Genomic DNA, 20,476 nt, shown 5'->3' with positions numbered 1-20,476 from the left:
GCCATCGTGGGGCTCCCGACGCATGCCGCGCCGCGCGGCTCCTGTTGCGCGGCCTGGCGACGCACGCGTGCTTCTCCTCGTCGAGCGCCCTCGACGCGCGTGCGGAAAGCGGCTAGTCGCAGACTCATGACCGGGGGCCGTGGTGACTCGAATCATCCGCCCGACACGCCTGGCGGTACGTCGCCCTCGTGCGCGCAGGCCGGCGCCTACGGCGACACGCAAGGCTCCGGCGAGGACGCCGAGCACGAGATCCCCGCCCCGGATTCGCTCGACCGACGCTCGTCCGAGCGCCTCGACGTCACCTGGCTCGTGGACTGCGAGACCGATGACACGTTCCTCTACGCGTCCATCACCAACATCTCGGAGATGGGCATCTTCGTCCGCACGACGCAGCCCCTCTCGATCGGCACGCGGCTGACGCTCCGCTTCTCGCCGCCGGGGGCCGACGGCTCGTACGTGCTCGAGGGGACGGTGCAGTGGATCAACGAGGTGCGCCCCCTCCACGACAACCCGAACCCGGGCATGGGGATCCGCTTCGTCGATCTCACGCCGGACGATCGCGAGCGCATCGTCGGCACGATCAGGACGATCGCCTACATCCGCGACGCGCCGGTGAGATCGAACTGAGGCTGGCGCCACCGCGGCGCGGCGCGCGCGGTGAGGTCGAGGCGCGGCGCGCGCGGTGAGGTCGAGGCGCGGCGCGCGCGGTGAGGTCGAGGCACGGCGCGCGCGGTGAGGTCGAGGCGCAGCGCCGGGGACGGCGGAGGCGCGGGCCGTGTCGGCGGCCCGTCAGCGCGACATCGTGGCATCGGCGGGCGCCGCCCGCGAGGAGCCCGCAGCCCCTGGTTCCTCGGCGTCGCGCGGCGGCGCCGCGGGCATCGCCGCCTTGGGCACAGCGCGCCGCGCCGCTGCGGCGGGGGCCGCGGCCGCCGGCGCCGAGTTCTGCGCCTGCGCGCCGGCGGCGTTCGCCTCGAGGCCCGCGAGCTGCTGCTCGGCGCGGTCGCCGTAACCCTTCGCGGAGCGCAGCGCGAGCAGCAGCTCGCGCGCCTTCTCGGTGTCCCCGGAGGCCTGGTAGCACCGGGCCGCCTCCCACATCGCGGCGTGCGCGGACGGAGTGCCCGGGTACTGCGCGCCGACCTGATCGAGCTTGCCGACGGCGGCCGCGCAGCCCGACTTGCGTTGCAGCGCTTGCGCGTCGTGCAACGCGGCGCTCGCGCCGTCGTCCGGGGACGCAGACGCGGATGCACGCGCGCTCTTCTCCTTCGCCGCCTCCGCCTTGGGCGCGTCGTTCGCCTTGGCCTCGGCCGAGCGCCGGCCGTCGCCTTCCTCCATCGCGGTGGCCGCGGGGGCAGGCGCGGCGCTGCGGGGCGCCTCGTGCTGATCCGACGCGGGCTGGCCCCACTCGGTGACCCGCACCGGCGCCACGCCCGTCTTCGGCCGCAGCAGGAGCAGGCTCGATCCGATGACGAGCACGAACAGCGCCGCCATCGCCAGCTGCGGCCGCATCGCATGGCTGCCGGCCCAGGCCAGCGCGCGGAGCGCCTTGCGCCGGAACGGCGTCTTCTTCTGCGCGACCTCGACGGCGTCGAGGATCCGCGCCTCGAGCTCCTCGCTCGGCTCCTCGAACGGCAAGGCGCCGACGTCGCGGGCCGCGCGCAGCCCGGCGAACGCCGACGCGCACCGGGCGCAGCCGTCCATGTGCCGTTTCATGGCCGCATACGTCAGCTCGTCGAGCTCGTCGTAGAGCGCGTCCATCACGTGCTGGTCGAACTTCTCGCAGTCCATAGACAGCTCTTCCGGAGCGCTAGCGCAGCGCCCTCGCGTAATCCTCGTACTCCGAGAGGGCCTCCTGGAGCCGCTCCAGGGCGTAGCGCATCCGGCTCTTCACCGTGTTCTCGGGCACCCCCACGATGTGGGCGATGTCCTTGAAGGGCACGTGCCCGATCTCCCGGAGCAGGAAGACCTCCCGCTGCTCGTGCGGAAGGCCCTCGACCGCGCGGACGATGCGCTGCCCCATCTCGGTCCCGATCGCGACGCGGTCCACCGCGGCCTGGGGCGCCGGGTCCGCGGTCCGCTCGCCGAGCGTCGGGCCGTCGCCGCCCTCCCCGGAGCCCTGGTCGAGCGACGGGTGGCGCCGGAGCGACATCTTTCGCAGGTGATCGATGCAGACGTTGCGCGCGATGGCGAACGCCCAGGTGGTGAACCTGGCCTCGTGCTTGAAGTCGGAGGCGCTCTGCACGATCTTCACGAACACATCCTGCACCAGATCCTCGGCGATCGCAGGCCCGCGGACCTGTCGCAGGATGAAGTTGTAGATGGACGTTTTGTGCCGCCGGACGAGCCCGGCGAACGCCGCGCGGTCGCCGCCCTGGAAGCGCATCATCAGCGCTTCGTCCGTGACCTCCTCTCGAGAAATCGGGACCATCCTAGCTCCCGGAGCGGCCGAGCCTCTGCGGCGCTCCTTCGGCGGCCCGGGCGGCGGAGTGTTCGCGGCGGTGACCGCGGCGTCGGATCGGACGCGCAGCGCGGCTCGAAGATCTGAGGAGCACTCCTTCCCCTGACACAAGCGCACCTTAGCGGATCCGCCCCCGAGCGAGCGAGCCCCCTTCGCCCGCAGCGCCCGAGGCCGGGGAAGGGCAGGGGGACGGGCGTGCGCAGATCTCTGCGCGCGCCGCGCGCCGCCGGCGGGGAGAGCGGGTCGCGGTCGCGTGACGTTCTCGGGGCAGCGCCCTGCGGACCGGCTGAGGACGCCGCGGCGCCGGCTGCGGGAGGAGCCTCACACGATTTCGGCCGCGCCGCGCTGTCATTGCGCCGTGAGCGACGGGAGCCTGCGCCGGGGAGGAGGCAGGTGTCCAGGTCGTTGCGCTCGGAAGCCCGCCGCCACTAGACTCCCCGGCACCGGGCGAGAGGTCGCCCCCCTCTGCTGACGAGGGTTCAACCACGAGGTTACCTTTCGATGCGACTTATCAGGATGCTGGCTGTGGGGGTGGGAGCCTCGTTCTTGATGTCGATGCCCGCCTTCGCGCAGGCCCCGGGCGGCGCGACGGGCAAGGCCGCTGCTCCCGCCGCCTCTGTGGCGCCGGGGGCCTCCGCAGCACCGGCTGTCCCCGCAGCGCCCGCGCCTGTCAACGGAGCGCAAGCGGCTCCTGCGCCTGCTTCCGCGACGGTCGCGCCGGCTGCGGGAGCGGCGGCGCCTGCCGCGCCGGTCGCCCCCGCTGCGGGCGCGACGGCCGCCCCGGCGGCGCCTCCTGCCTCGACGAGCGCACCGGCTGCAGGCGCGGCCGCCGCTCCGGCGATGGACGGTCCGACCTATGCGGTGCGGCTGCGCGATCTGGAGCAGCGCATCGACGAGCTCAAGGAGCAGATCCGGCGCAGCCACACGCGGCTCTCGCTCCTCAGCGACACGATCCTCTCCGGCGGCGGCGCCGGCTCGCGCGCCTCGATCCGATTCAACAACGAGCTGTCGTCCGCGTTCCGCGTCACGCGCGTGCTGATCGTCCTGGATGGCGCGGTCCAGTACAACAAGACCGATCAGTCGGGCGCCCTCGCCGAGCAGACCGAGATCCCGATCTTCAACGGCTCCGTTCCGCCGGGAGATCACACGCTCCAGGTGCTCGTGAACCTGCAGGGCAACGGCTACGGGGTGTTCTCCTACCTCCGGGGCTACCGCTTCGAGGTGCGCTCCAGCCATTCCTTCACGGCGGTCGAGGGCAAGACCATCAACCTCCAGGCGGTCGCGTTCGAGAAGGGCGGCGTCACGACCCCGCTCGAAGAACGGCCAGCCGTCCGCTTCGTCGAGAAGATCGTGAGCGGCCTCTCGGATGCTCCCGGGCAGCCGTCCGCTGCCGCGGGTGGGAAGTAGGTTCGAGCTCGTTAGGACAAGCCACCATGACCTGGGACACCGGATCGCGGGGACTCCCTGCCTTGCTTGGCCTGCTCGTGCTCGGCGCGGCCACGACCGCGGCCCCCGCCGGAGCGTGGGCCCTGGACTCCGAGCGCGCCTACACGAGCGCCTCTCAGCAGATCGGCAGCGTCACGTCCGGGCTGGGCGCCATCCAGGCGGCGATCCACAAGTCCCGCGGCGAGCAGCGCACGCCGGCCCAGCGCATCGCTGACGCCCAGCTCCTGATGGGCTCCAGGGATTACGAGCGGGCGGCGAACGTGCTGAACCAGGTGGTCGAGAAGTACCCCGACCATCCGACGGCGTTCCCGGACGCGCTCACGCTGCTCGGGGAGACGTACTTCCGCTCGAAGCAGTACCTCTCGGCCCGCCGGGTCTTTCTGCGGATCGTCGCGAGCAGCGCCGAGCCGCGCTTCGCCGCCTACCAGGCGAAGGCGCTCGGCCGGCTCGTGGACATCTGCCTCCGGATCAAGGACTACGACGCGCTCGACGCCGTCTTCGCGTCGATGAACAGCGTCCCGGCCTCCACGGCGGGGAGCGCCCTCGCCTACGCGCGCGGCAAGGGCCTCTACGTGAAGAAGGACTTCGGCGGCGCGAAGGCCTCGCTCGGCGCGGTCGACCCGCAGAGCGAGTACTTCCACCAGGCGAGGTACCTGCTCGGCCTGATCGCGGTGAAGGAGGCGACGCCCCCGCCCGAGCCGCTCAAGGAGGGGGATGCGCCCCCGGCGGTGCCCAAGACCCGCTACGTCGCCGCGATCGATCTGTTCCAGAAGGTGACGCAGCTCCCGGCCGACACCGCGGAGCACCGGCGCGTCATCGACCTCGCGTGGCTCGCGATCGGGCGGCTCTTCTACGAGGCCGACCAGTGGTCCCAGGCCGTGCAGGCCTACGGCCACATCGACCGCGTCTCGCCCGAGTTCGGGACGATGCTCTACGAGCTCGCGTGGGTGTATGTCCGCCTGGGCGACGTGGATCGCGCCCAGCGATCGCTCGAGATCCTCGCGATCGCCGAGCCGGACAGCCAGAACATCGCGGACGGCTCGCTGCTCCGCGGCGACCTGATGCTGCGCGCGGGCCGCTTCGAGAAGGCGCTGAAGGTGTACGAGGGGGTCCGCGCCACGTACGACCCGATGCGCGCGCGCGTGGACGCCTTCCTCGGCTCGACGAGCGATCCCGCGGTCTACTACGACAAGCTGAGCCAGGAGCAGCTCGAGGCGCTCGACACGACCACCTCGCTCCCGCCGCTGGCGGTGCAGTGGGCGCGCGAGGCCGAGGACGGCCCGGCCGCGTTCGCGGTGATCGACGACATCAACCACTGCCGCGAGCTGATCAAGCAGTCGAACGAGCTCATCGAGAAGCTGAACGCCGTGCTCAGCTCGCCCAACCGGGTGCGCGCCTTCCCGGAGCTCAAGGCCGGCGAGGAGAAGGCGCTCGCGCTGCTCAACCGGGTCGCGCTGGCGCGCCTCGCGCTCGGCCAGGGCATGGACGACGTGGAGGACGACTCGCTCTCGGGCGAGATCGGCAGCGCGCGCGCGAGGCGTAGGGCGCTGGAGAAGCGCCTCGCGCGGGTGCCCGTCACGGACGCCGACTTCCAGGATCGCGAGGCGCAGGCGCTCAAGCAGTGGAACACCCAGTCGCAGCGCCTGCAGCAGCTCACGCTGCAGACGGACTCGCTGCAGGCGACGATCAACGGGCTCAGGCGGCTGCTCCGCGAGGGGCCGCACGCCGGGGTCGTCCGGGATCCCGCGAGCATCGCCCGGTTCGAGATCGAGCTCGCGCAGAACGAGCGCGACCTCGCGCTCTACCGCCAGCAGACCGACGTGCTCCGCAAGCAGGTCAGCGCGGGCCGGGTCCAGGTCGGCTTCGGCGACCAGCGCTTCATCGAGGACGCGCAGACGCGCAAGGCCCACCGCGACGCCTTGACCCGCGAGGCGGAGCTGGCCGCGGCGGGCGCCGGCGGCGCGGATCTCGCGGCGTACGCGCAGCGGATCATGCCGGTGCTCCGCGCCGGCGACGCGGCGGACGCGAAGGTCGAGGCGGCGCTCCGCGACATCGAGGGAGAGGTCGCCCAGAAGTCCTCGGGGCTCCGGCAGATCGTCGGCCGGGAGACGGCGAACGTCGTCCACTACTCGGTGCAGCTCGACGCGCTCGACAGGGAGGCGCGCCTCGTCGTCGGCGAGGTCGCGATGCGAAACTTCGGCCTCGTCCGCGACCGGCTGAAGAACATCATCCTGCGCGCCGACGTCGGCATCACCGAGGAGGCGTGGGAGGTCCGCGAGGAGCAGATGACGCGCGTTCGCAGCCTGCAGGTCGAGCGCGCCCGTGAGGATCGGGTCCTCAAGGAGGAGCTCAACGAGGTCCTCGACGACAGCGGCGATCCGGAGGACGAGAAGTGAGCAAGGAGCGTGGCGGCGCGAGCGCGCCGCAGATCTCTGGCGCGCCGCGAAGAGGAGCAGGGGCGCAGATCCTCGGACCGGCGGGCGCGCGCGGGCCGCTCGGCGGCGTCGTGCGACCGGGGCGCCGTCGCCCGCGCGGCGCGCTCGGGTTTGCCAGCCTTGCGCTGGTGCTGGCGGTCGCACCGCTCGCGCTCTCCCAGCCGGGCGGCCAGCCAGCGCCGGCGGCGTCTGCCGTTCCCGCGGCCGCGCCGACAACGTCTGCGCCCGGCGCCACGGCTGCGCCGACGACGGCTGCGCCCGGCGCCACGGCTGCGCCGACGACGGCTGAACCTGGCGTCACGGCGCCGGCTGCGCCAGCGGTGCAACCCTTCGCGCCGCCGATGTCGGTCGGGCGCAAGCAGGCGCCGCCGCCTCCTCCTCCGACGCCGGCCCAGCTGGCGGCGCTCGCCGCGCTCGAGAAGGAGGCGTCCGCCTACGAGAAGGCGGCGCGCGACTACCGGAGCGCCATTACGCGCATCGTGCAGCACCACTACGAGGACAGGCGCCGCCGCATCCTCTCGTCGCTCGACCGCGAGATCGAGATCGAGAGGAAGGGGCTCCGCGACGCCCGGGAAGAGGCGATCCGCCGGCTCGAGGTGTTCGTCGAGCGCTACAGCGGCCCCAACGCCCACCCCGAGAACACGCCCGACGCGATGTTCCGCCTGGCTGCGCTCTACGAGGAGCGCGCGCGCACCGACAACGACGCGAGCGAGGATCTCAGCGTCGCGCTGCTCCCGGCCATCGCGCTCTACAAGCGCGTCATCCGCGAGTTCCCCCAGTACCGTGAGCTCGCCGGGATCTATTACTACCTCGGCCATGCGCTGAACGATTCGGTCCGGTTCCCCGAGGCGCAGCAGGTGTGGCGCTCGCTCGTGTGCCACAACAAGTATCCCTATCCCGTCGAGACCGACCCGAAGGATCCGACGCGCGACATCGTCGGCAAGCTCCCGCAGGACCACGACAACGATTACTGGACCGGCTGGGAGGCGCGCCACCCGACGCCCATCGGGTCCACGCCGGGCGGCCGGGCGCTCCAGGCGCGCAAGGGCGCGCGGGGGCGGGCGCCCGTCACCGAGGACGAGACGGCGTACGTCGATCCGTATACGGACGATTGCCAGCCGATCCCGCAGAAGACGGCGCTCGGCGCGGAGCCCCGCTACGTCGCCGAGGTCTGGTGGCAGATCGGCGACTACCATTTCAACGAGATCGACCGCGCCGGCGGCCCGTTCAACTACAACAGGGCGGAGTCGGCGTACCGGCAGTCCATCAAGTACAAGAAGCCCCCTGTCCACGGCGTCGCGATGTACAAGCTCGCCTGGACGTACTTCAAGCAGCAGCGTTACGAGACCTCGGTACGCCAGTTCATCGAGCTGCTCCGCTACACCGACGAACAGGAGAAGCTGACGGGCGATCCCGGCGCGGATTTCCGCGCCGAGGCGTACACCTACATCGCCGGCTCGCTCACGTACCTCGACTTCGTCGGCCCCGGACCGGACGAGCCCTACGTCCCGCGGAACGACGTCCTCGACGTCGAGACCGACCCGCGCATGGCCGAGCAGAAGATGCGGATCGCCATCGATCGCGTCCAGGATCCCAAGCTGATCCCGCAGGATCAGAAGTGGACGGTCGAGATCTACAAGGCGCTCGCGCTGGAGTTCAAGGAGCTCAATCAGTATCGGAACACGATCGAGGTGAGCGAGATCCTCCTCAAGAAGTGGCCGATGCACCGCGACGCGCCCGTCGTCCAGAACCAGATCGCGGACATCTACGACACGCTCACCTCGCAGTCGCGCGAGGGCACGGCCGAGCGGGCGATGAACTCGGCGAAGGCGCTCGAGGCGCGCACGAAGCTCGCCCAGTACGTCGGGACGACCCCTTGGGTCGAGGCGAACAAGGACGATCCCGAGGCGATCCAGACCGCCGAGCGGCTGGTGCGCGGCGGGCTGCGCCGGGCCGCCGCCGATCACACCAACGCCGGCAGCGCGCTCGTGCAGCAGGCGCTGACGGTCGGCGACAAGGAGACGCGCGACCCGATCTTCGAGCGGGCGCTCGGCGAGTACCGCCTCGCCGCGCAGGGCTGGGCCGGCTACCTGGCCCAGGACGAGAACGCCCCGGACGCGTACGAGAGCCGGTACTGGCTCGCCGACGCGCACCACATGGTCGTGGTCATCACGGTGGCGATGGATCGCTCGCCCGCGACGCACGAGATCGAGCAGGCGAGGAGCTCGGCGGTCGGCGTGCGGGACTCCAACGAGGACGACAAGTACCTGCAGCCCGCTGCGTACATGGTCGTCGACACCGCCCACCAGGCGCTCCTGGATCGACACAAGCTCTTCCAGCGGACGAGCGGCGCCGAGGGGATCGAGCCGCGCGAGAAGGTCAAGATCGTCGGCGAGGGCGATCAGCAGCGCGTGGTCGCCGAGCCGCTGCCCCCCCAGGTCCAGGCGGCCGTCACCGCGCGGGACGAGTACATCCAGCGGGTCCCTCCCGCGCTCGACGCCCCGAAGAACCTCGACCTCTACGCGTTCCAGGCGGCCGACTACTACTTCCTCTACGGCCAGTTCGCCGAGGCGCGCAAGCGGATGGAGCCCATCTACGAAGCGCAGTGCGGCAAGACGGAGTTCGGCTACAAGGCGTGGGAGCGACTCACGACGATGTCGAACCTCGAGAACAACGTCGAGCAGAGCCGCAAGCTCGCCGAGGCGGCGCTCACGCGGAGCTGCGCCGTCAGCGAGGAGCAGAAGCTGAAGGAGGGCGACATCGCCCGGCCGACGATCTCTCGCGGCTATTACATCGACGCCGCCCGGGCCTTCGAGAAGGCCGAGAAGATGCCGGACGGCCCCGCGCGCGTCGCCGCCTGGCGCGAGGCCGCGGCGCTCTACAAGGTCGCGCTCGAGAAGGCACCGGCCCGCGACGAGGCGCCGGAGGCCGCCATGAACGGCGCTTACTGCTACAAGCAGGTGGGCGACTACGACCAGGCCATCGCGATGTACTCCCTGTTCATCAAGGAGTACGGCAGCGAGGAGAACCTCTCGAAGCTCGAGAAGGGCGATCCGGGCGCGAACCCTCCGAAGAACCCCGATCCGAAGCGCTACGCCGAGCGGGTGAAGTACCTGAAGCAGGCCTACGACGCGCTCTCCGCCGCGTACGTCCTCTTCTTCAACTACCGCAGCGCGGCCGAGACCTACGACACCATCGCTCGCAACGGTCGGTTCGAGCAGGCGGCGCGCCGGGACGCCGCCAGGAACTCGGTGCTGCTCTACGCGAACATCGGGGAGCGCGACAAGATGACCGCCTCGCGCGCCACGTTCATGAGCCTGAACCCGCCCCCCGAGCAGAAGGCCGACATCGACTTCCTCGTCGCCTCGGCGGACCTGAAGGCCTGGGACGAGCGGGGGGCCGACGAGGGGCCGAACCGCGCCGCGCGGACCAAGGCCACGCAGTCGATGGAGGCGTATTACGCGGCCAACAAGAACAACCCGGCCGCGAGCGGGTATGTCGTCCAGGCCGCGTACCACGCGTCCAAGATGCGCGCCGCCGGCGGCGATCCGAAGGCCCGGGACTGGTGCAAGAACACCATGACGGCGTTCACGTCCTTCCGGAACTCGGCGACCGGCGACAAGGTGAAGGCCCTCGGCTCGGTGCAGGCCGATATGGCGGCGGAGTGCGCCTACAAGGCCATCGACGATCGCATCAAGGCCGAGTTCGACTACGACACCGGCCACCACCGCTACGAGGGCGTCATCGACCAGGTGAAGCGGGCCTTCGAGGCGGACATCACGAAGGCCAACGACAGGTACTGGAAGGAGCTCCAGGAGGTCATCACTGCCTATGAGTCCCGGCCGTGGTCGGTGGCCGCGCGGGCGCGTCAGGGCTCGCTCTACGACTCCTGCCGCACCGGCCTCTACAACGCCCGCCCGCCGGGGCTGAGGCTCTACACGGACAAGGAAGAGAAGCTGCTCAAGCTCGCCGAGACGAGCGATCGCGAGGATCTCCAGGAGACGGCCGACGCGCTCCGGCAGAACCGGCGCGAGCAGTGGCGCGCGGCGCGCGAGCGGCTCCTCAACGACGCCGACAAGGCCATGGTCAAGTTCTACGTCGAGTCCGTCGTCTGGGCGAAGGCGTGGAAGGTCCGGAATCCGGCGGTCGACCTCGCGATCCAGCGGCTCGCGTTCTTCACGGACATCCTCGGCGACGCCAAGCTCCGCGAGTGGAGCCAGGGGGTCATCGATCCCGAGACGAAGCGCCCGTTCGAGTACAAGGATGGCCTCTTCCTCCGGACGCGGCCCGGCATGACTCCGCCGCTCGCGCCCGACGGCCTCCCCCTGCCCCTGCCGGTCGTCCCATGATGCGCCGCCTCCCTGTCACCCTCTTCGCCAGCCTGCTCGCGGTCACCTCGCCGTTCGCCCTCGCGTCCTGCGGCGAGGAGGCGACGCCGCCGCCGAAGGCGCCCACGGTTCCAGCGGGGCCCGCCGCGACCGCGCCCGTCCAGGCGCCGTACGGCATGAACGACACGCCGAGCTCGGCGCGCCCCTACGATCTGCCCGCCCAGACGGCTGCGCCGGCCATGAACGCCCGGGCGGCGGCGTTCTATCAAAGCGGCCTGCAGGCGTTCGCGACCGGCGATCTCGTCAACGCGAGGGCCCAGTTCGGGCAGGCGACGCAGGCCGATCCGCGCGCTCACCAGGCATTTTATTCGCTCGGCGTGGTGCAGGAGCGGCTCCGCGACGCGGGCGCCGGCGCGAGCTACCGCCAGGCCTTCACGCTCGTGCCGGACTACGAGCCCGCCATCGTCGCGTACGCGATGCTCCTCGCCAGGAAGAGCCAGCTCGGCGAGGCCGAGCGGCTCCTGAACGAGAAGCGCGGCCAGATGCCGAAGTCGGCGGCCGTCGCGGCGACGCTCGCGGAGATCAAGTCGCTCCAGCGGGATACCGGCTCTGCCCAGCGGATCGCGCAGGAGGCGCTGAAGATCAACCCCGACTACCGGCCGGCGATGGTGATCATCGCCCGCGATCACTACAGGAACCGGCGCCTCGATCTCGCGCTGTACGCGCTCCAGGCGATCCTGGACGGGTTCGAGCCGGTCAGCGAGAACCCGCCGCGCGACAGGGACAACGCCGAGGCTCTGCTGCTCCGCGGCCTGATTTACCGGGAGCAGGGGCAGCGCGCCGCGGCGCTGGAGGAGTTCCGCAAGGCGGTGACGCGCCGCCCCGATCTCGTCGAGGCGCGGGTGCAGCTCGCGACCTACCTGCTCGAGGCGGGCAACGCCCAGGAGGCGCTGCCGCTCCTCGAGGGCGCCGTGCGCTTCGATTCCGAGCACGTCGCCGCGCACCTCAACCTCGGGGACGCTTACCGCCTGCTCGAGCGCTACGCCGACGCGAAGCGCGAGTTCGACTGGGTGCTCGCCCGCGACCCGAACCTGGCTCAGGTCCACTACGACCTCGGCCTGCTCTACCTGTTCGCCCCCGCCGTCCCCGGCATGACGCCGAAGCAGCAGGTGGCGGAGGCGATCAAATCGCTGACGAGGTTCCAGGAGCTGCGCAACAAGGGCCAGCGCGACGACTCGGAGGAGCTCCTGAACCGCGCCAAGCTCAAGGAAGGGGAGCTCAACGCGGCTGCCGCCGCGGCTCAGCCCGCGGCTCCTCCTCCTGCCGCCGCGCCGGATGGAGGCGTCGCCGACGCAGCGACCGACACGTGAGGGAGACCATGAGCATGTACAAGGCACTTGCGCTGGGTTCGGTCCTGCTCGCGATCCTCGGCCACGGCGCGCCGGCGAGCGCGCAGGAGAAGGGCAAGCAGCGCGGGGTCATCACGCTCGCGGAGGTGACGATCACGGGCCGCATCCAGAAGCCGATCGCGGCCGTCGACGTCAGCCGGATCCAGCCGAAGCTCACGCTCGCCGAGCTGCGTCAGCCGTTCCTGGACCGCATCGAGCAGGCGATCTTCAAGGAGCCGTTCTAGGCGGGGGCGTGTCCGCCGTCGCCGTGCTCTTGAGCGCGATGTCGATCGCGTCGAGCGCCGCCTGCGCCGCGATCTCCTGGACGCACCCTGCGCAGGTCGCGCGCGTGACCGGCGGCGACCTGATGTCGCTCGCGCGCTCGCTCCGCGCGCTGCCCGTCGAGGCGCGGCTGGCGGAGCTCGCGAGGCGGTCGCCGCCGGAGAGCTGGGAGCGCCGCCTCGCGCTCGAGGTCATGGCCGCCGCCGACCCGCGCGCGAAGATCGCGGCGGCGAACGAGCTCCTCGCCGAGGTCGAGCAGCGGCTCGACGCCGGCGCGGGGTGGCCGCGCGCGGCGGCGCGCCTGTCCGCGCTCGCCGCGCTGCTCCTGGCCACGCTCTCGTACCTCGCGGAGGCCGGGCCCTCGGTCATCGCGCTCGTCCTGGGCGCGGGGAGCGCCGGCGCGATCGCGTCCGCGGCCGCTGGGCGGGCCGGCCGCGCCGCCGCCGCGCGAGGGCGTGAGGCGATCGACGCGCTCGTACGGGTCGCCCTGGAACCACTCGATGGCGCCGATAACGTCGATGGCGTCGGGGGCCCAGGGGCCCCTTCCGGAACGCCTCGACGCTCTCGACGGGCGCCCAGGTGAGCGTGGCGCGCGCTCCTGGACCGCCCCGAGATGTCCGTGTACCCTCGCAAATTATGGTGCCCTCCGCTGCGCGGCGCGTCGCTCGCGGATCCGGGCCCGGGGCCTACCGGGCGCCGGGGCGCGGCTCCGCCAGCGGCGCGCGATCGCGATCGGCGCCCGCTTCGTCCCCCCTCTCCCGGAGCCCTTTGGAATGACCCAGCAGCACCCGCAACCCACCCCGTCGCGCCCCGGGCAGCCCGGGCAGATGACCGCGGTCATGCGGGCGGTCGCACCGGTGACCGGCCCGAAGGTCCTCAGGATCGGCCTGGTTCAGGGGGGGAAGGTGATCGAGGAGCGCGTCATCAAGCAGCGCACCCACGTCACCATCGGCCCCAGCGAAAAGAGCATGTTCGTCATCCCGAGCAAGAACATCCCGCCGAATTTCCGGGTGTTCGAGCTCGTGGGGGGCGAGTACTTCCTCAACTTCCTGGACGGGATGACCGGTCGGGTCGCCTTCAAGGCCGGCGTCTCCGAGCTCTCCGTGCTCAAGTCATCCGCCAAGCGTGTGGCGGTCGGCAATGTCCAGGCCTACCAGGTCCAGCTCACCGAGGAGGCGCGCGGCAAGCTCGTCGTGGGGGAGACGACGTTCCTCTTCCAGTTCGTCGCGCCGCCGCCGGTGCAGCCCAAGCCGCAGCTGCCCGTCTCGGTGAGGTCGGGGATCGCGAACGACATCGACTGGACGACCACGATCATCGCCGCGTTCTCGTTCCTGTTCCACTTCGGCGCCGTGGGGTCGATCTACTCCGACTGGATGGACCCGGTGGTCGACGATGAGCTCGACGTCGCGCAGCTGCTCGAGTCCGTGAAGCAGCTGCCCCCGCCGCCGGTGGAGCTGCCGCCGAAGGAGGACGCCGAGACGCCGGCCGCGACGGCGGCGCCTGCTGCCGAAGCGCCGAAGGCCGCCGGCGGAGGGAACAAGGGCGCGGCGGCTGCCAGCCCGGGGAAGGGCTCTGGCGGGATGAACGACGCCCGCGCGTCGGCGCTCACCAACGAGCTCGCGCAGCTCGACATGCAGATGCTGGGCGCGCTCAACTCGAGCGGGAACGCGACCGCCAGCGTCCTGAGCTCGGGCGACGTGCCCACCGGCTTGCTCGAGAATGCGGCCGCCTCAGGGGCCGGCGTCGGCAAGGGCGGTGTGGCGGGATTGAACATGGGCGGCGCCGGGGGTGGCACTGTGCGACCTGGCGCGGCCGGCGGTGGTGGCCTCGCCACGATTGGCAACACCGGGACCAGCGGCCCAGCGACGGCCGGCTCGGCACAGACGGTCAAGGGGCCGGTCGGCAACGCCCAGGTGGGCGGCGCCGCGGTCTCCGGCGGGAGCGTCTCGAACGCGCCCTCCGTCGTGGCCGGGATGACCGCCGGCTTCCGTCGTTGCTACAACAAAGGTCTTCAAGAGGACCCGAGCATGAAGGGCTCGGTCCGGATCACCGCGAAGATCGGCCCCAACGGCGAGGTGCTCTCGGCGACCCCCTCCGGCGGCGGCGGGCTGTCCGGTACGGTGGTCTCGTGCGTCGTCGCGCGCGTCCAGAGCGCGCAGTTCGCGCCGCCCGAGGGCGGCGGCGCGACGGTTGTGATTCCTGTCACTTTCGTGAGCCAATAGCCCCCGATGCTTCCCGGATCCGTGGACAAGACGCAATCCTCTCTCCTCGCTTGAACGTGAATGGCGTGGTGATGTCGCGCATCGAAACGGGGAGAGCGCCGTACGGGTGCTCCCGACGGACGCGCGCTGCTGCTCGGCATGTTCATTGCGTTTTGACAATTACGTCTGCCCGCACCTATACTGCGCGGGTCTGACTTCCGGAGGCTTCGATGAAGCGTGAACAGATCCCTGGCTTCGCCGCAGTGGCGCTGATCTCGGTCGTGATCGGCCACGGGATCGCCGCTGCGCAGGCGCAGACGGCGCCTCCGCCGGACGCCTCCGCCGGCCTCGCGCGGCAGGTGACGCTCTCGCCCGCGGAGCAGCTCGCGCAGAGCGAGACCTACCTCGCCCGGATGGACGGCGCCCGCACGTCGGTTCGTCGCCAGCTGGAGACGGCCCGGTCGCAGCGCGACGTCGTGAAGACGCTCTGTCTTGACGACAAGCTGAATCAGATCGACGTCGCCATCCGCTCCGCCCGCGAGCGGCGGCAGGGCCTGGAGCTCGCCGTGAATCGGCGTGACGTCGATCTCTCCAACCATGAGTTCACGATCCTGACGGTGCTGCGACAGCGGACCGAGCAACTGACGGCTGAGGCCAACCAGTGCATCGGACAGGAAGCAGGCTTTATCGGCGATAGCGCCGTGACGGCCACGATCGATCCGAACCTCCCCAAGGACGATCCTTCCGAGTATCCCGTCAGCCAGATCATCATCGAGCCGCCTGCGTGCAGTAGCTGTTTTCGGTAGGCGACCGCCTCTCTCGGATTGCCACTGCCCAATAGGCGATGAAACTTCGTGAAACCATAGCCGCCGCTGCAGTCACACTCACTCTGTCCCCGGCGTTGGCCCTGGCGCAGGATCAGCCGTGGCTCAAGGATCGGCGCTACACAGAGGGCATCGGGATACGCACCGGCGATCTCGAGCTGCATCCCGGGGTGGCCGCGGAGTTCGGCTATGACTCCAACTTCTTCCGCCGGGACGAGAAAGACGACGCCAGCCTGGGTGATATCGAGGATATCGGGCCTGTCGGTTCGTTGCGGCTCCGGATCACACCGTCGTTTTCGCTCTCGACGCTGAGCCAGCAGCGCCAGGAGGTGACGCCCGACGCGCCGCCGCCAGACGTCGAGTTTCGCGCCGGCATCGCCGCGACCTATGAAGAGTTCTTCCCGGTATCCGGCAGCGAGTTAGGGCAGGAGCGGCTGAGGGATCAGCGGAACATCGGCGGCCTGCTCGACGCCAACGTGAAGATCCTGCCTCGACGCCCGTGGTCCGGGATCCTCGACGCGTCGCTCGGCCGGACGATTGCCCCTTCTGATCTCGGGATTACCAACGAGAGCTTTCGGCGCATCCACGCGGACGCCGGCGCAGAGCTGGTATGGACGCCGGGCGGGGGGCTGCTCGATTGGCGGCTGGGCTACCGCTTCCTCGGCACGTTCTTCGAGCTCGATGAGTTCGACAGCCTCACGAATATGCAGCATAGGCTCGGGACGCGGGGCCGCTGGCGCTTCTTGCCGCGCACCGCGCTCATTTACGACGCTTCGCTCGGGTTCGTGAACTATCCGAATCCGGGCTCCCTGCCCTCCTCTCATCCCCTGCGCGCGCAGCTCGGCATCAACGGCCTCGTGACGTCGTCATTTGGCCTCCTCGCGATGGCGGGCTGGGGCGCGAGCTTCTACACGTCAGACAGCCAGGCCGAGGTGCACGACTTCGACAGCGTCATCGGTCAGCTCGAGCTGAAGTGGTACCTGACGCCCAACCCGTCGACCGATCCTGCCGCGGCCACGCTCGCGCTCTCGTCGCTGTCGGCCGGCTTCACGCGTGATTTTCAGGACAGCCTTCTCGCGAGCTATTACGCGCGCAATCGCGGGTACCTCAAGCTCACCTACTTCTTCGGTGGGCGCTTTCTGCTGATCGCAGACGGTGGCGTGGCAGCGAACGTGTATCCCGAGATCCCGCCTGGCGGCGCCACCCTGCAGCACGACCCCTGGACTGATGTCCGCATCGATGCCTCTCTGTTTGGCGAGTACCGGATAGGAGACTCGCTGGGCATCAACTCGACGCTACGTTACGGCAACAACATCAGCGGCACACGGCTGACGCCTGAGGACGGAGGCACGTCGAACTCTCTCGCATGGCAGCAGTTCGAAGCCTACCTGGGCGTGCGCTGGTTCATGTGATGCGGCGCCCTGGTCGGTGGACCGCCGCCGTGCTCGCGCTGGCCCTCGCTGCGTGCTCAGCGCGAAAGCCCCAGCCAGTGAACCTGCCTTCGCCGGTGGAGGCGACGACCATCGGGGTCGGCGACGTGTTCGACCTCCGCATCGTCGGAGAAGACAAGCTGCCCTCGACGTTCACCGTCGCGCCGGATGGCACCGTCGACGTCCCGTACGTGAAGCGGCTCAAGGTGTCGGGCCTCGAGCCTCAGGAGGTCGCGGAGCTCGTGCGCGCGAAGCTCATGGAAGGGCAGGTCCTCACCGATCCCAGCGTGAGCGTGAGCATCAAAGAGTACAACTCGAAGCGGGTCGAGGTGCTCGGCGAGGTGCAGAAGCCTGGGTCCCTGCCGCTCCAGCCCGGCATGACGCTGCTCCGCGCCATCTCGATGGCGGGAGGGTTCAACAGCATCGCGGACAAGGATCGGGTCACGATCCGCAGGAAGTCTCAGGGCAAGACGGTGTTTGCCACCGTCTCGGTCGAGGACATCATCGACAACAAGATCCCCGATGTGCCGCTCCAGGCAGGGGACTCGATCCACATCGCCCAGCGCGTCTTCTGAGCGCCGAGGCGCCGTCTGCCACCTCTCGAACGAGGTGGCTCCACATCGCCCAGCGCGTCTTCTGAGCGCCGAGGCGCCGTCTGCCACCTCTCGAACGAGGTGGCGCGGGCGCGGTCGCTCTCAGTTCTTCCGTGCGAGGCGGAACTGCTTCCTGCCTGTCGCCGCGTCGACGGTGGGAGGCTCGATGCGGAGCATCGTCAGCGAGACCTCGCGCACGCGGCCGTCGCGCTCCTGGCGGAGGCGGATCCGCTCGCCATCCGAGCTGATCACGGTGCACTCGCCGAAGTGAAAGTGGGTCACGCTGTCGCCCACTTCCGGATAGGGCTCGTCCTCCTGGCGAGGACGGATCGGGCGCTGCGGTAGCGGGGCGGCGGCGAGCTCCGCGGAGCCCGATGAGGTCGCGCGCGGCGGCTCCACGGCGGGCGCCGGAGGCGTCGCGCGCGGCGGCTCCGCGGCGGGCGCCGGAGGCGTCGCGCGCGGCAGCTCCGCGGCGTGCACCGGAGGCGTCGCGCGCGGCGGCTCCGCGGCGGGCGCCGGAGGCGTCGCGCGCGGCAGCTCCGCGGCGTGCACCGGAGGCGCCAGGCGGGGCGGCTCGCCCGCGAGCGCGGGGAGGGCCGACGACTGGGTTGCTAGCTGCATCGTGCCCGTTCGATCGTCGAACACCCGCACCAGGGGCAGATCGTCGAACGCCGTGACGCGGAGCTCGAGCCCGTAGACGCGCGCCCACACGAGCTCGCCGGCGGCGAGCTGGAGGCCGACGCCCGACTCGCGGGCGAGCGTGGCCGACAGCCGAAGCGAGGTCTCTCCCTGCTGGAGCGCGATGTTCCCAGAGAGCGCCACCACGTCGCACGGGCCGTCGAGGACGCGCGTCTTCGCGTAGGTGCGGGAAGCTTGATCGAACAGCGCCACTTCGGCCTTCTCGAGCGAGCCTACCCCCTCGATCCAGCCGGCGCGCGCCTCAGCCTCATCGAGGGCGCGCACCAGCGCTGCGGGGAGCTCCTCGCCCCGGTCGAGGCGGATGATCAAATGGCGGGCACGGCGTGCCTCGAGGACATTCATCGCTGTTTCTTTTCTCCGGTCGTCGAGGGGGCGGCGCCTGGAGCACCCGGGGCTCCTTCAGAGCGCCGAGCGCGGGTCGCCGTCACCTCGATCTGGGGCGCGCCTGGCGCGCGCTTGGCTGATGGGTCGCCAGCGGCGGCCGTGATCCGGTCCGCCGGCAAGCCCGCGTTTGCAAGGAGATCCTTGACGGCGCTCGCGCGCGCGCCCGCGAGCTCGATGGCGCGCGCGGACTGATCGCCCTGACGATCGGCGTAGGCCTCCACGATGACGATGTCGAGGGGCATGCGCCCGCGCATGAGCTGCGCGATCATGCCGAGCTGCGCCGCGAGGGCTGGCGGCACGCGGGCGCTCGCCGCCGGGAAGCGGACCAGGCCGTCGAGGACGACCTGATCGCCGGACCACCGCGGCAAGGACCTGCCGCCCGGCTCAGGGCAGCCGTCGGCGTCGTTCGTGCCGTCGATCGTCTCGGCGGTCATGGGGCATGCGTCGGCCGCGTCGGCCACGCCGTCCTCGTCGTTGTCGGGATCGGGGCAGCCGTCGTCGTCCTGGAAGCCGTCGCGATCCTCGGCGCTGTTCGGGCACTGGTCGCTGGCGTCAGGGACCTGGTCGATGTCGTTGTCGGGATCGGGGCAGCCGTCGTCGTCCTTGAAGCCGTCGACGTCTTCCGCGCCCATGGGGCACGTGTCGCTCGCATCCAGGATCCCGTCGCCATCGTTGTCGGGATCGGGGCAGCCGTCGCTGTCCTGGAAGCCGTCGCGGTCCTCGGCGGCGTTCCGGCAGGCGTCCGCGTCGTCCGGGACGCCGTCGCTGTCGTCGTCCGCATCAGGGCAGCCGTCGCCGTCCTGGAAGCCGTCGATCGTCTCGGGCTCGTCCCGGCACCTGTCGCGACCGTCGGGGATCCGATCGCCGTCGTTGTCTGGATCGGGGCAGCCGTCGCCGTCCCGAAAGCCGTCGCGATCCTCCGCGACGAGCGGGCACTCGTCGTCGCGATCCAGGACGCCGTCGGCGTCTGCATCGCGCCCCGTCGGCGCATAGCGGAGCCCCAGGTTGAACCGGAAGCGCGGCGCGGTGAGCGCGCCGTCGGAGGCGAACGGGATGGCGCTGCCGCCGCCCACGGACAGCGAGACGTCGCCTGCGAGCAGCGGGGCGCTCGTGGCCGAGAGGATCCACTCCGCCGGCACCAGCGCCGGTGCTCCGGCGGGCTGCTCGGCGAGCGTGTAGAGGGCGAACGCCTCCGCGGACGCCGTGAGCCAGCGGTCCGGGAGCACATCGACCGAGGCGCCGAGGGCGCCGAGGAGCTGCGGGCCGACCTCGGTATCGATCAGCGTGCTCGATCCACGGAGCCGGGCCCCGACCTCGGTCGCGAGCAGGAGCTTGCCGAGCCGGTACGCCGCGGTGACGCTCGGCGCGAGCGTGACGGTCCCGGCGCTGGCGAACACCGACCTGTCGCCGGTGGGCAGACCCAGATCGAGGCGCGCCGCCAGCGAGAAGCCGTCGAGCGGACCACGCTGGGCCGGCGGCAAGATCGCGAACGCGGCGCCCAGGCGCGCGTCGCGCATCACGCTGCGCTGGAGCTCCGTGTCGGTGCCGAGGACGTCGGAGAAGCCTGCACCGTCCTGGTACAGGGTGACGGGGGCGGCGACCGTCACCTCCAGGCGATCGGTGAGCCCGAACGACGCCAGGAAGGTCGCGTCGACCATGTTGTCCAGCGCATGGATGACCGTCCCCTCGGGGTCGGGCGAGGCGGTGCGCAGGCCCACTGGCCGCGACAGGTAGCTCGCCACGAGGCCGAACGAAGCCTTCGCGTCCGGAGCCGTCCCTGTGCTCCCCACGGCGAAGAAAGGACCGCCGCCTGCGTGAGGCCAGAGGTTGTCGGCGTCGATACAGCCCGACAGCCCGCTGGCCGGCGTGCACTCGTCCGCGCGCGCCGGCGCCGGAAGGAGGGCTGCCGTGAAGACCCCGGACGCCACCAGCAGCGGGAGGCTCGATCGTGCAGGCACCCTCCGGTTGGCGCGCATCGCGCCTGACCCTCTACTACTGCCGGGGGGAGAGT

Annotated in this window: 15 protein-coding genes; 11 read left to right on the top strand and 4 right to left on the bottom strand. The window is 70.9% G+C overall.

What is annotated here, in order from left to right; translation table 11 throughout:
- Window positions 1-126: 126 nt before the first annotated feature.
- A complete protein-coding gene (locus tag WMF19_RS33510) occupies window positions 127-627 on the top strand; it encodes a TIGR02266 family protein (RefSeq protein ID WP_437323932.1) in 501 nt (166 codons plus the stop codon).
- A 162-nt stretch (window positions 628-789) separates the two neighbouring features.
- Here WMF19_RS33510 and WMF19_RS33505 read toward each other — a convergent pair whose 3' ends face one another.
- The gene (locus WMF19_RS33505) at window positions 790-1,785 is read right to left on the bottom strand and encodes a zf-HC2 domain-containing protein (RefSeq protein ID WP_437894072.1); all 996 of its coding nucleotides are present in this window, start codon (window positions 1,783-1,785) and stop codon (window positions 790-792) included.
- 19 nt (window positions 1,786-1,804) lie between these two features.
- Window positions 1,805-2,425, bottom strand: coding sequence for an RNA polymerase sigma factor (locus tag WMF19_RS33500; protein ID WP_012238576.1), 621 nt, complete (start codon window positions 2,423-2,425; stop codon window positions 1,805-1,807).
- Between the two features lie 870 nt (window positions 2,426-3,295).
- Here WMF19_RS33500 and WMF19_RS33495 point away from each other — a divergent pair.
- The 10 genes from WMF19_RS33495 (at window position 3,296) to WMF19_RS33450 (ending at window position 17,364) form a co-directional block, all read left to right on the top strand.
- Window positions 3,296-3,862, top strand: a complete 567-nt coding sequence (locus WMF19_RS33495; protein ID WP_272094878.1) for a hypothetical protein — start codon at window positions 3,296-3,298, stop codon at window positions 3,860-3,862.
- 26 nt (window positions 3,863-3,888) lie between these two features.
- The gene (locus tag WMF19_RS33490; protein ID WP_437894071.1) at window positions 3,889-6,297 is read left to right on the top strand and encodes a tetratricopeptide repeat protein; all 2,409 of its coding nucleotides are present in this window, start codon (window positions 3,889-3,891) and stop codon (window positions 6,295-6,297) included.
- Complete coding sequence (locus WMF19_RS33485) at window positions 6,294-10,685, top strand: tetratricopeptide repeat protein (protein ID WP_437894070.1); 4,392 nt, start codon at window positions 6,294-6,296, stop codon at window positions 10,683-10,685. Before WMF19_RS33490 ends, WMF19_RS33485 begins: the two co-directional genes overlap by 4 nt.
- A complete protein-coding gene (locus tag WMF19_RS33480; RefSeq protein WP_437894069.1) occupies window positions 10,682-12,034 on the top strand; it encodes a tetratricopeptide repeat protein in 1,353 nt (450 codons plus the stop codon). The genes WMF19_RS33485 and WMF19_RS33480 overlap by 4 nt, the downstream gene beginning before the upstream one ends.
- A 14-nt stretch (window positions 12,035-12,048) precedes the next feature.
- Window positions 12,049-12,297, top strand: a complete 249-nt coding sequence (locus tag WMF19_RS33475) for a hypothetical protein (protein WP_012238571.1) — start codon at window positions 12,049-12,051, stop codon at window positions 12,295-12,297.
- An 8-nt stretch (window positions 12,298-12,305) separates the two neighbouring features.
- Window positions 12,306-12,917 carry a hypothetical protein gene (locus tag WMF19_RS33470; protein ID WP_437894068.1) on the top strand — a complete coding sequence of 204 codons (612 nt, stop codon included), beginning with the start codon at window positions 12,306-12,308 and terminating at the stop codon, window positions 12,915-12,917.
- Between the two features lie 190 nt (window positions 12,918-13,107).
- Window positions 13,108-14,556, top strand: coding sequence for an AgmX/PglI C-terminal domain-containing protein (locus WMF19_RS33465; protein ID WP_437894067.1), 1,449 nt, complete (start codon window positions 13,108-13,110; stop codon window positions 14,554-14,556).
- 209 nt (window positions 14,557-14,765) lie between these two features.
- Entirely contained in the window at window positions 14,766-15,341 is a 576-nt protein-coding gene (locus WMF19_RS33460) for a hypothetical protein (RefSeq protein WP_272094871.1), read from the top strand.
- Window positions 15,342-15,379: 38 nt separating this feature from the next.
- Window positions 15,380-16,771 (top strand): hypothetical protein, encoded by a 1,392-nt coding sequence (locus WMF19_RS33455; protein WP_437894066.1) that lies wholly within the window; start codon window positions 15,380-15,382, stop codon window positions 16,769-16,771.
- 77 nt (window positions 16,772-16,848) lie between these two features.
- The gene (locus WMF19_RS33450) at window positions 16,849-17,364 is read left to right on the top strand and encodes a polysaccharide biosynthesis/export family protein (RefSeq protein ID WP_437894065.1); all 516 of its coding nucleotides are present in this window, start codon (window positions 16,849-16,851) and stop codon (window positions 17,362-17,364) included.
- A 120-nt stretch (window positions 17,365-17,484) separates the two neighbouring features.
- On the opposite strand, the gene WMF19_RS33445 is transcribed toward WMF19_RS33450, so the two are convergent.
- Both WMF19_RS33445 and WMF19_RS33440 read right to left on the bottom strand, forming a co-directional pair.
- On the bottom strand, window positions 17,485-18,423 hold the full coding sequence (locus WMF19_RS33445; protein ID WP_437894064.1) for a PPC domain-containing DNA-binding protein: 939 nt from the start codon (window positions 18,421-18,423) through the stop codon (window positions 17,485-17,487).
- Window positions 18,420-20,441, bottom strand: coding sequence for an OmpA family protein (locus WMF19_RS33440; protein ID WP_437894063.1), 2,022 nt, complete (start codon window positions 20,439-20,441; stop codon window positions 18,420-18,422). Before WMF19_RS33440 ends, WMF19_RS33445 begins: the two co-directional genes overlap by 4 nt.
- Window positions 20,442-20,476 lie beyond the last annotated feature (35 nt).

Source organism: Sorangium sp. So ce124 (assembly GCF_051525235.1).
Lineage (GTDB): Bacteria > Myxococcota_A > Polyangia > Polyangiales > Polyangiaceae > Sorangium > Sorangium atrum.
Note: the sequence above shows the minus strand (reverse complement) of the source record. Positions and strands in the feature narration are given on the sequence as shown.

What these genes read in the sequence shown, in the direction of transcription:
- WMF19_RS33465 (WP_437894067.1), top strand. Translation starts at nt 13,108, where the DNA reads ATGACCCAGCAGCACCCGCAACCCACCCCGTCGCGCCCCGGGCAGCCC.
- WMF19_RS33460 (WP_272094871.1), top strand. Translation starts at nt 14,766, where the DNA reads ATGAAGCGTGAACAGATCCCTGGCTTCGCCGCAGTGGCGCTGATCTCG.
- WMF19_RS33455 (WP_437894066.1), top strand. Translation starts at nt 15,380, where the DNA reads ATGAAACTTCGTGAAACCATAGCCGCCGCTGCAGTCACACTCACTCTG.
- WMF19_RS33445 (WP_437894064.1), bottom strand. Translation starts at nt 18,423, where the DNA reads ATGAATGTCCTCGAGGCACGCCGTGCCCGCCATTTGATCATCCGCCTC.
- WMF19_RS33495 (WP_272094878.1), top strand. Translation starts at nt 3,296, where the DNA reads ATGGACGGTCCGACCTATGCGGTGCGGCTGCGCGATCTGGAGCAGCGC.
- WMF19_RS33500 (WP_012238576.1), bottom strand. Translation starts at nt 2,425, where the DNA reads ATGGTCCCGATTTCTCGAGAGGAGGTCACGGACGAAGCGCTGATGATG.
- WMF19_RS33480 (WP_437894069.1), top strand. Translation starts at nt 10,682, where the DNA reads ATGATGCGCCGCCTCCCTGTCACCCTCTTCGCCAGCCTGCTCGCGGTC.
- WMF19_RS33505 (WP_437894072.1), bottom strand. Translation starts at nt 1,785, where the DNA reads ATGGACTGCGAGAAGTTCGACCAGCACGTGATGGACGCGCTCTACGAC.
- WMF19_RS33510 (WP_437323932.1), top strand. Translation starts at nt 127, where the DNA reads ATGACCGGGGGCCGTGGTGACTCGAATCATCCGCCCGACACGCCTGGC.
- WMF19_RS33490 (WP_437894071.1), top strand. Translation starts at nt 3,889, where the DNA reads ATGACCTGGGACACCGGATCGCGGGGACTCCCTGCCTTGCTTGGCCTG.
- WMF19_RS33440 (WP_437894063.1), bottom strand. Translation starts at nt 20,441, where the DNA reads ATGCGCGCCAACCGGAGGGTGCCTGCACGATCGAGCCTCCCGCTGCTG.
- WMF19_RS33475 (WP_012238571.1), top strand. Translation starts at nt 12,049, where the DNA reads ATGTACAAGGCACTTGCGCTGGGTTCGGTCCTGCTCGCGATCCTCGGC.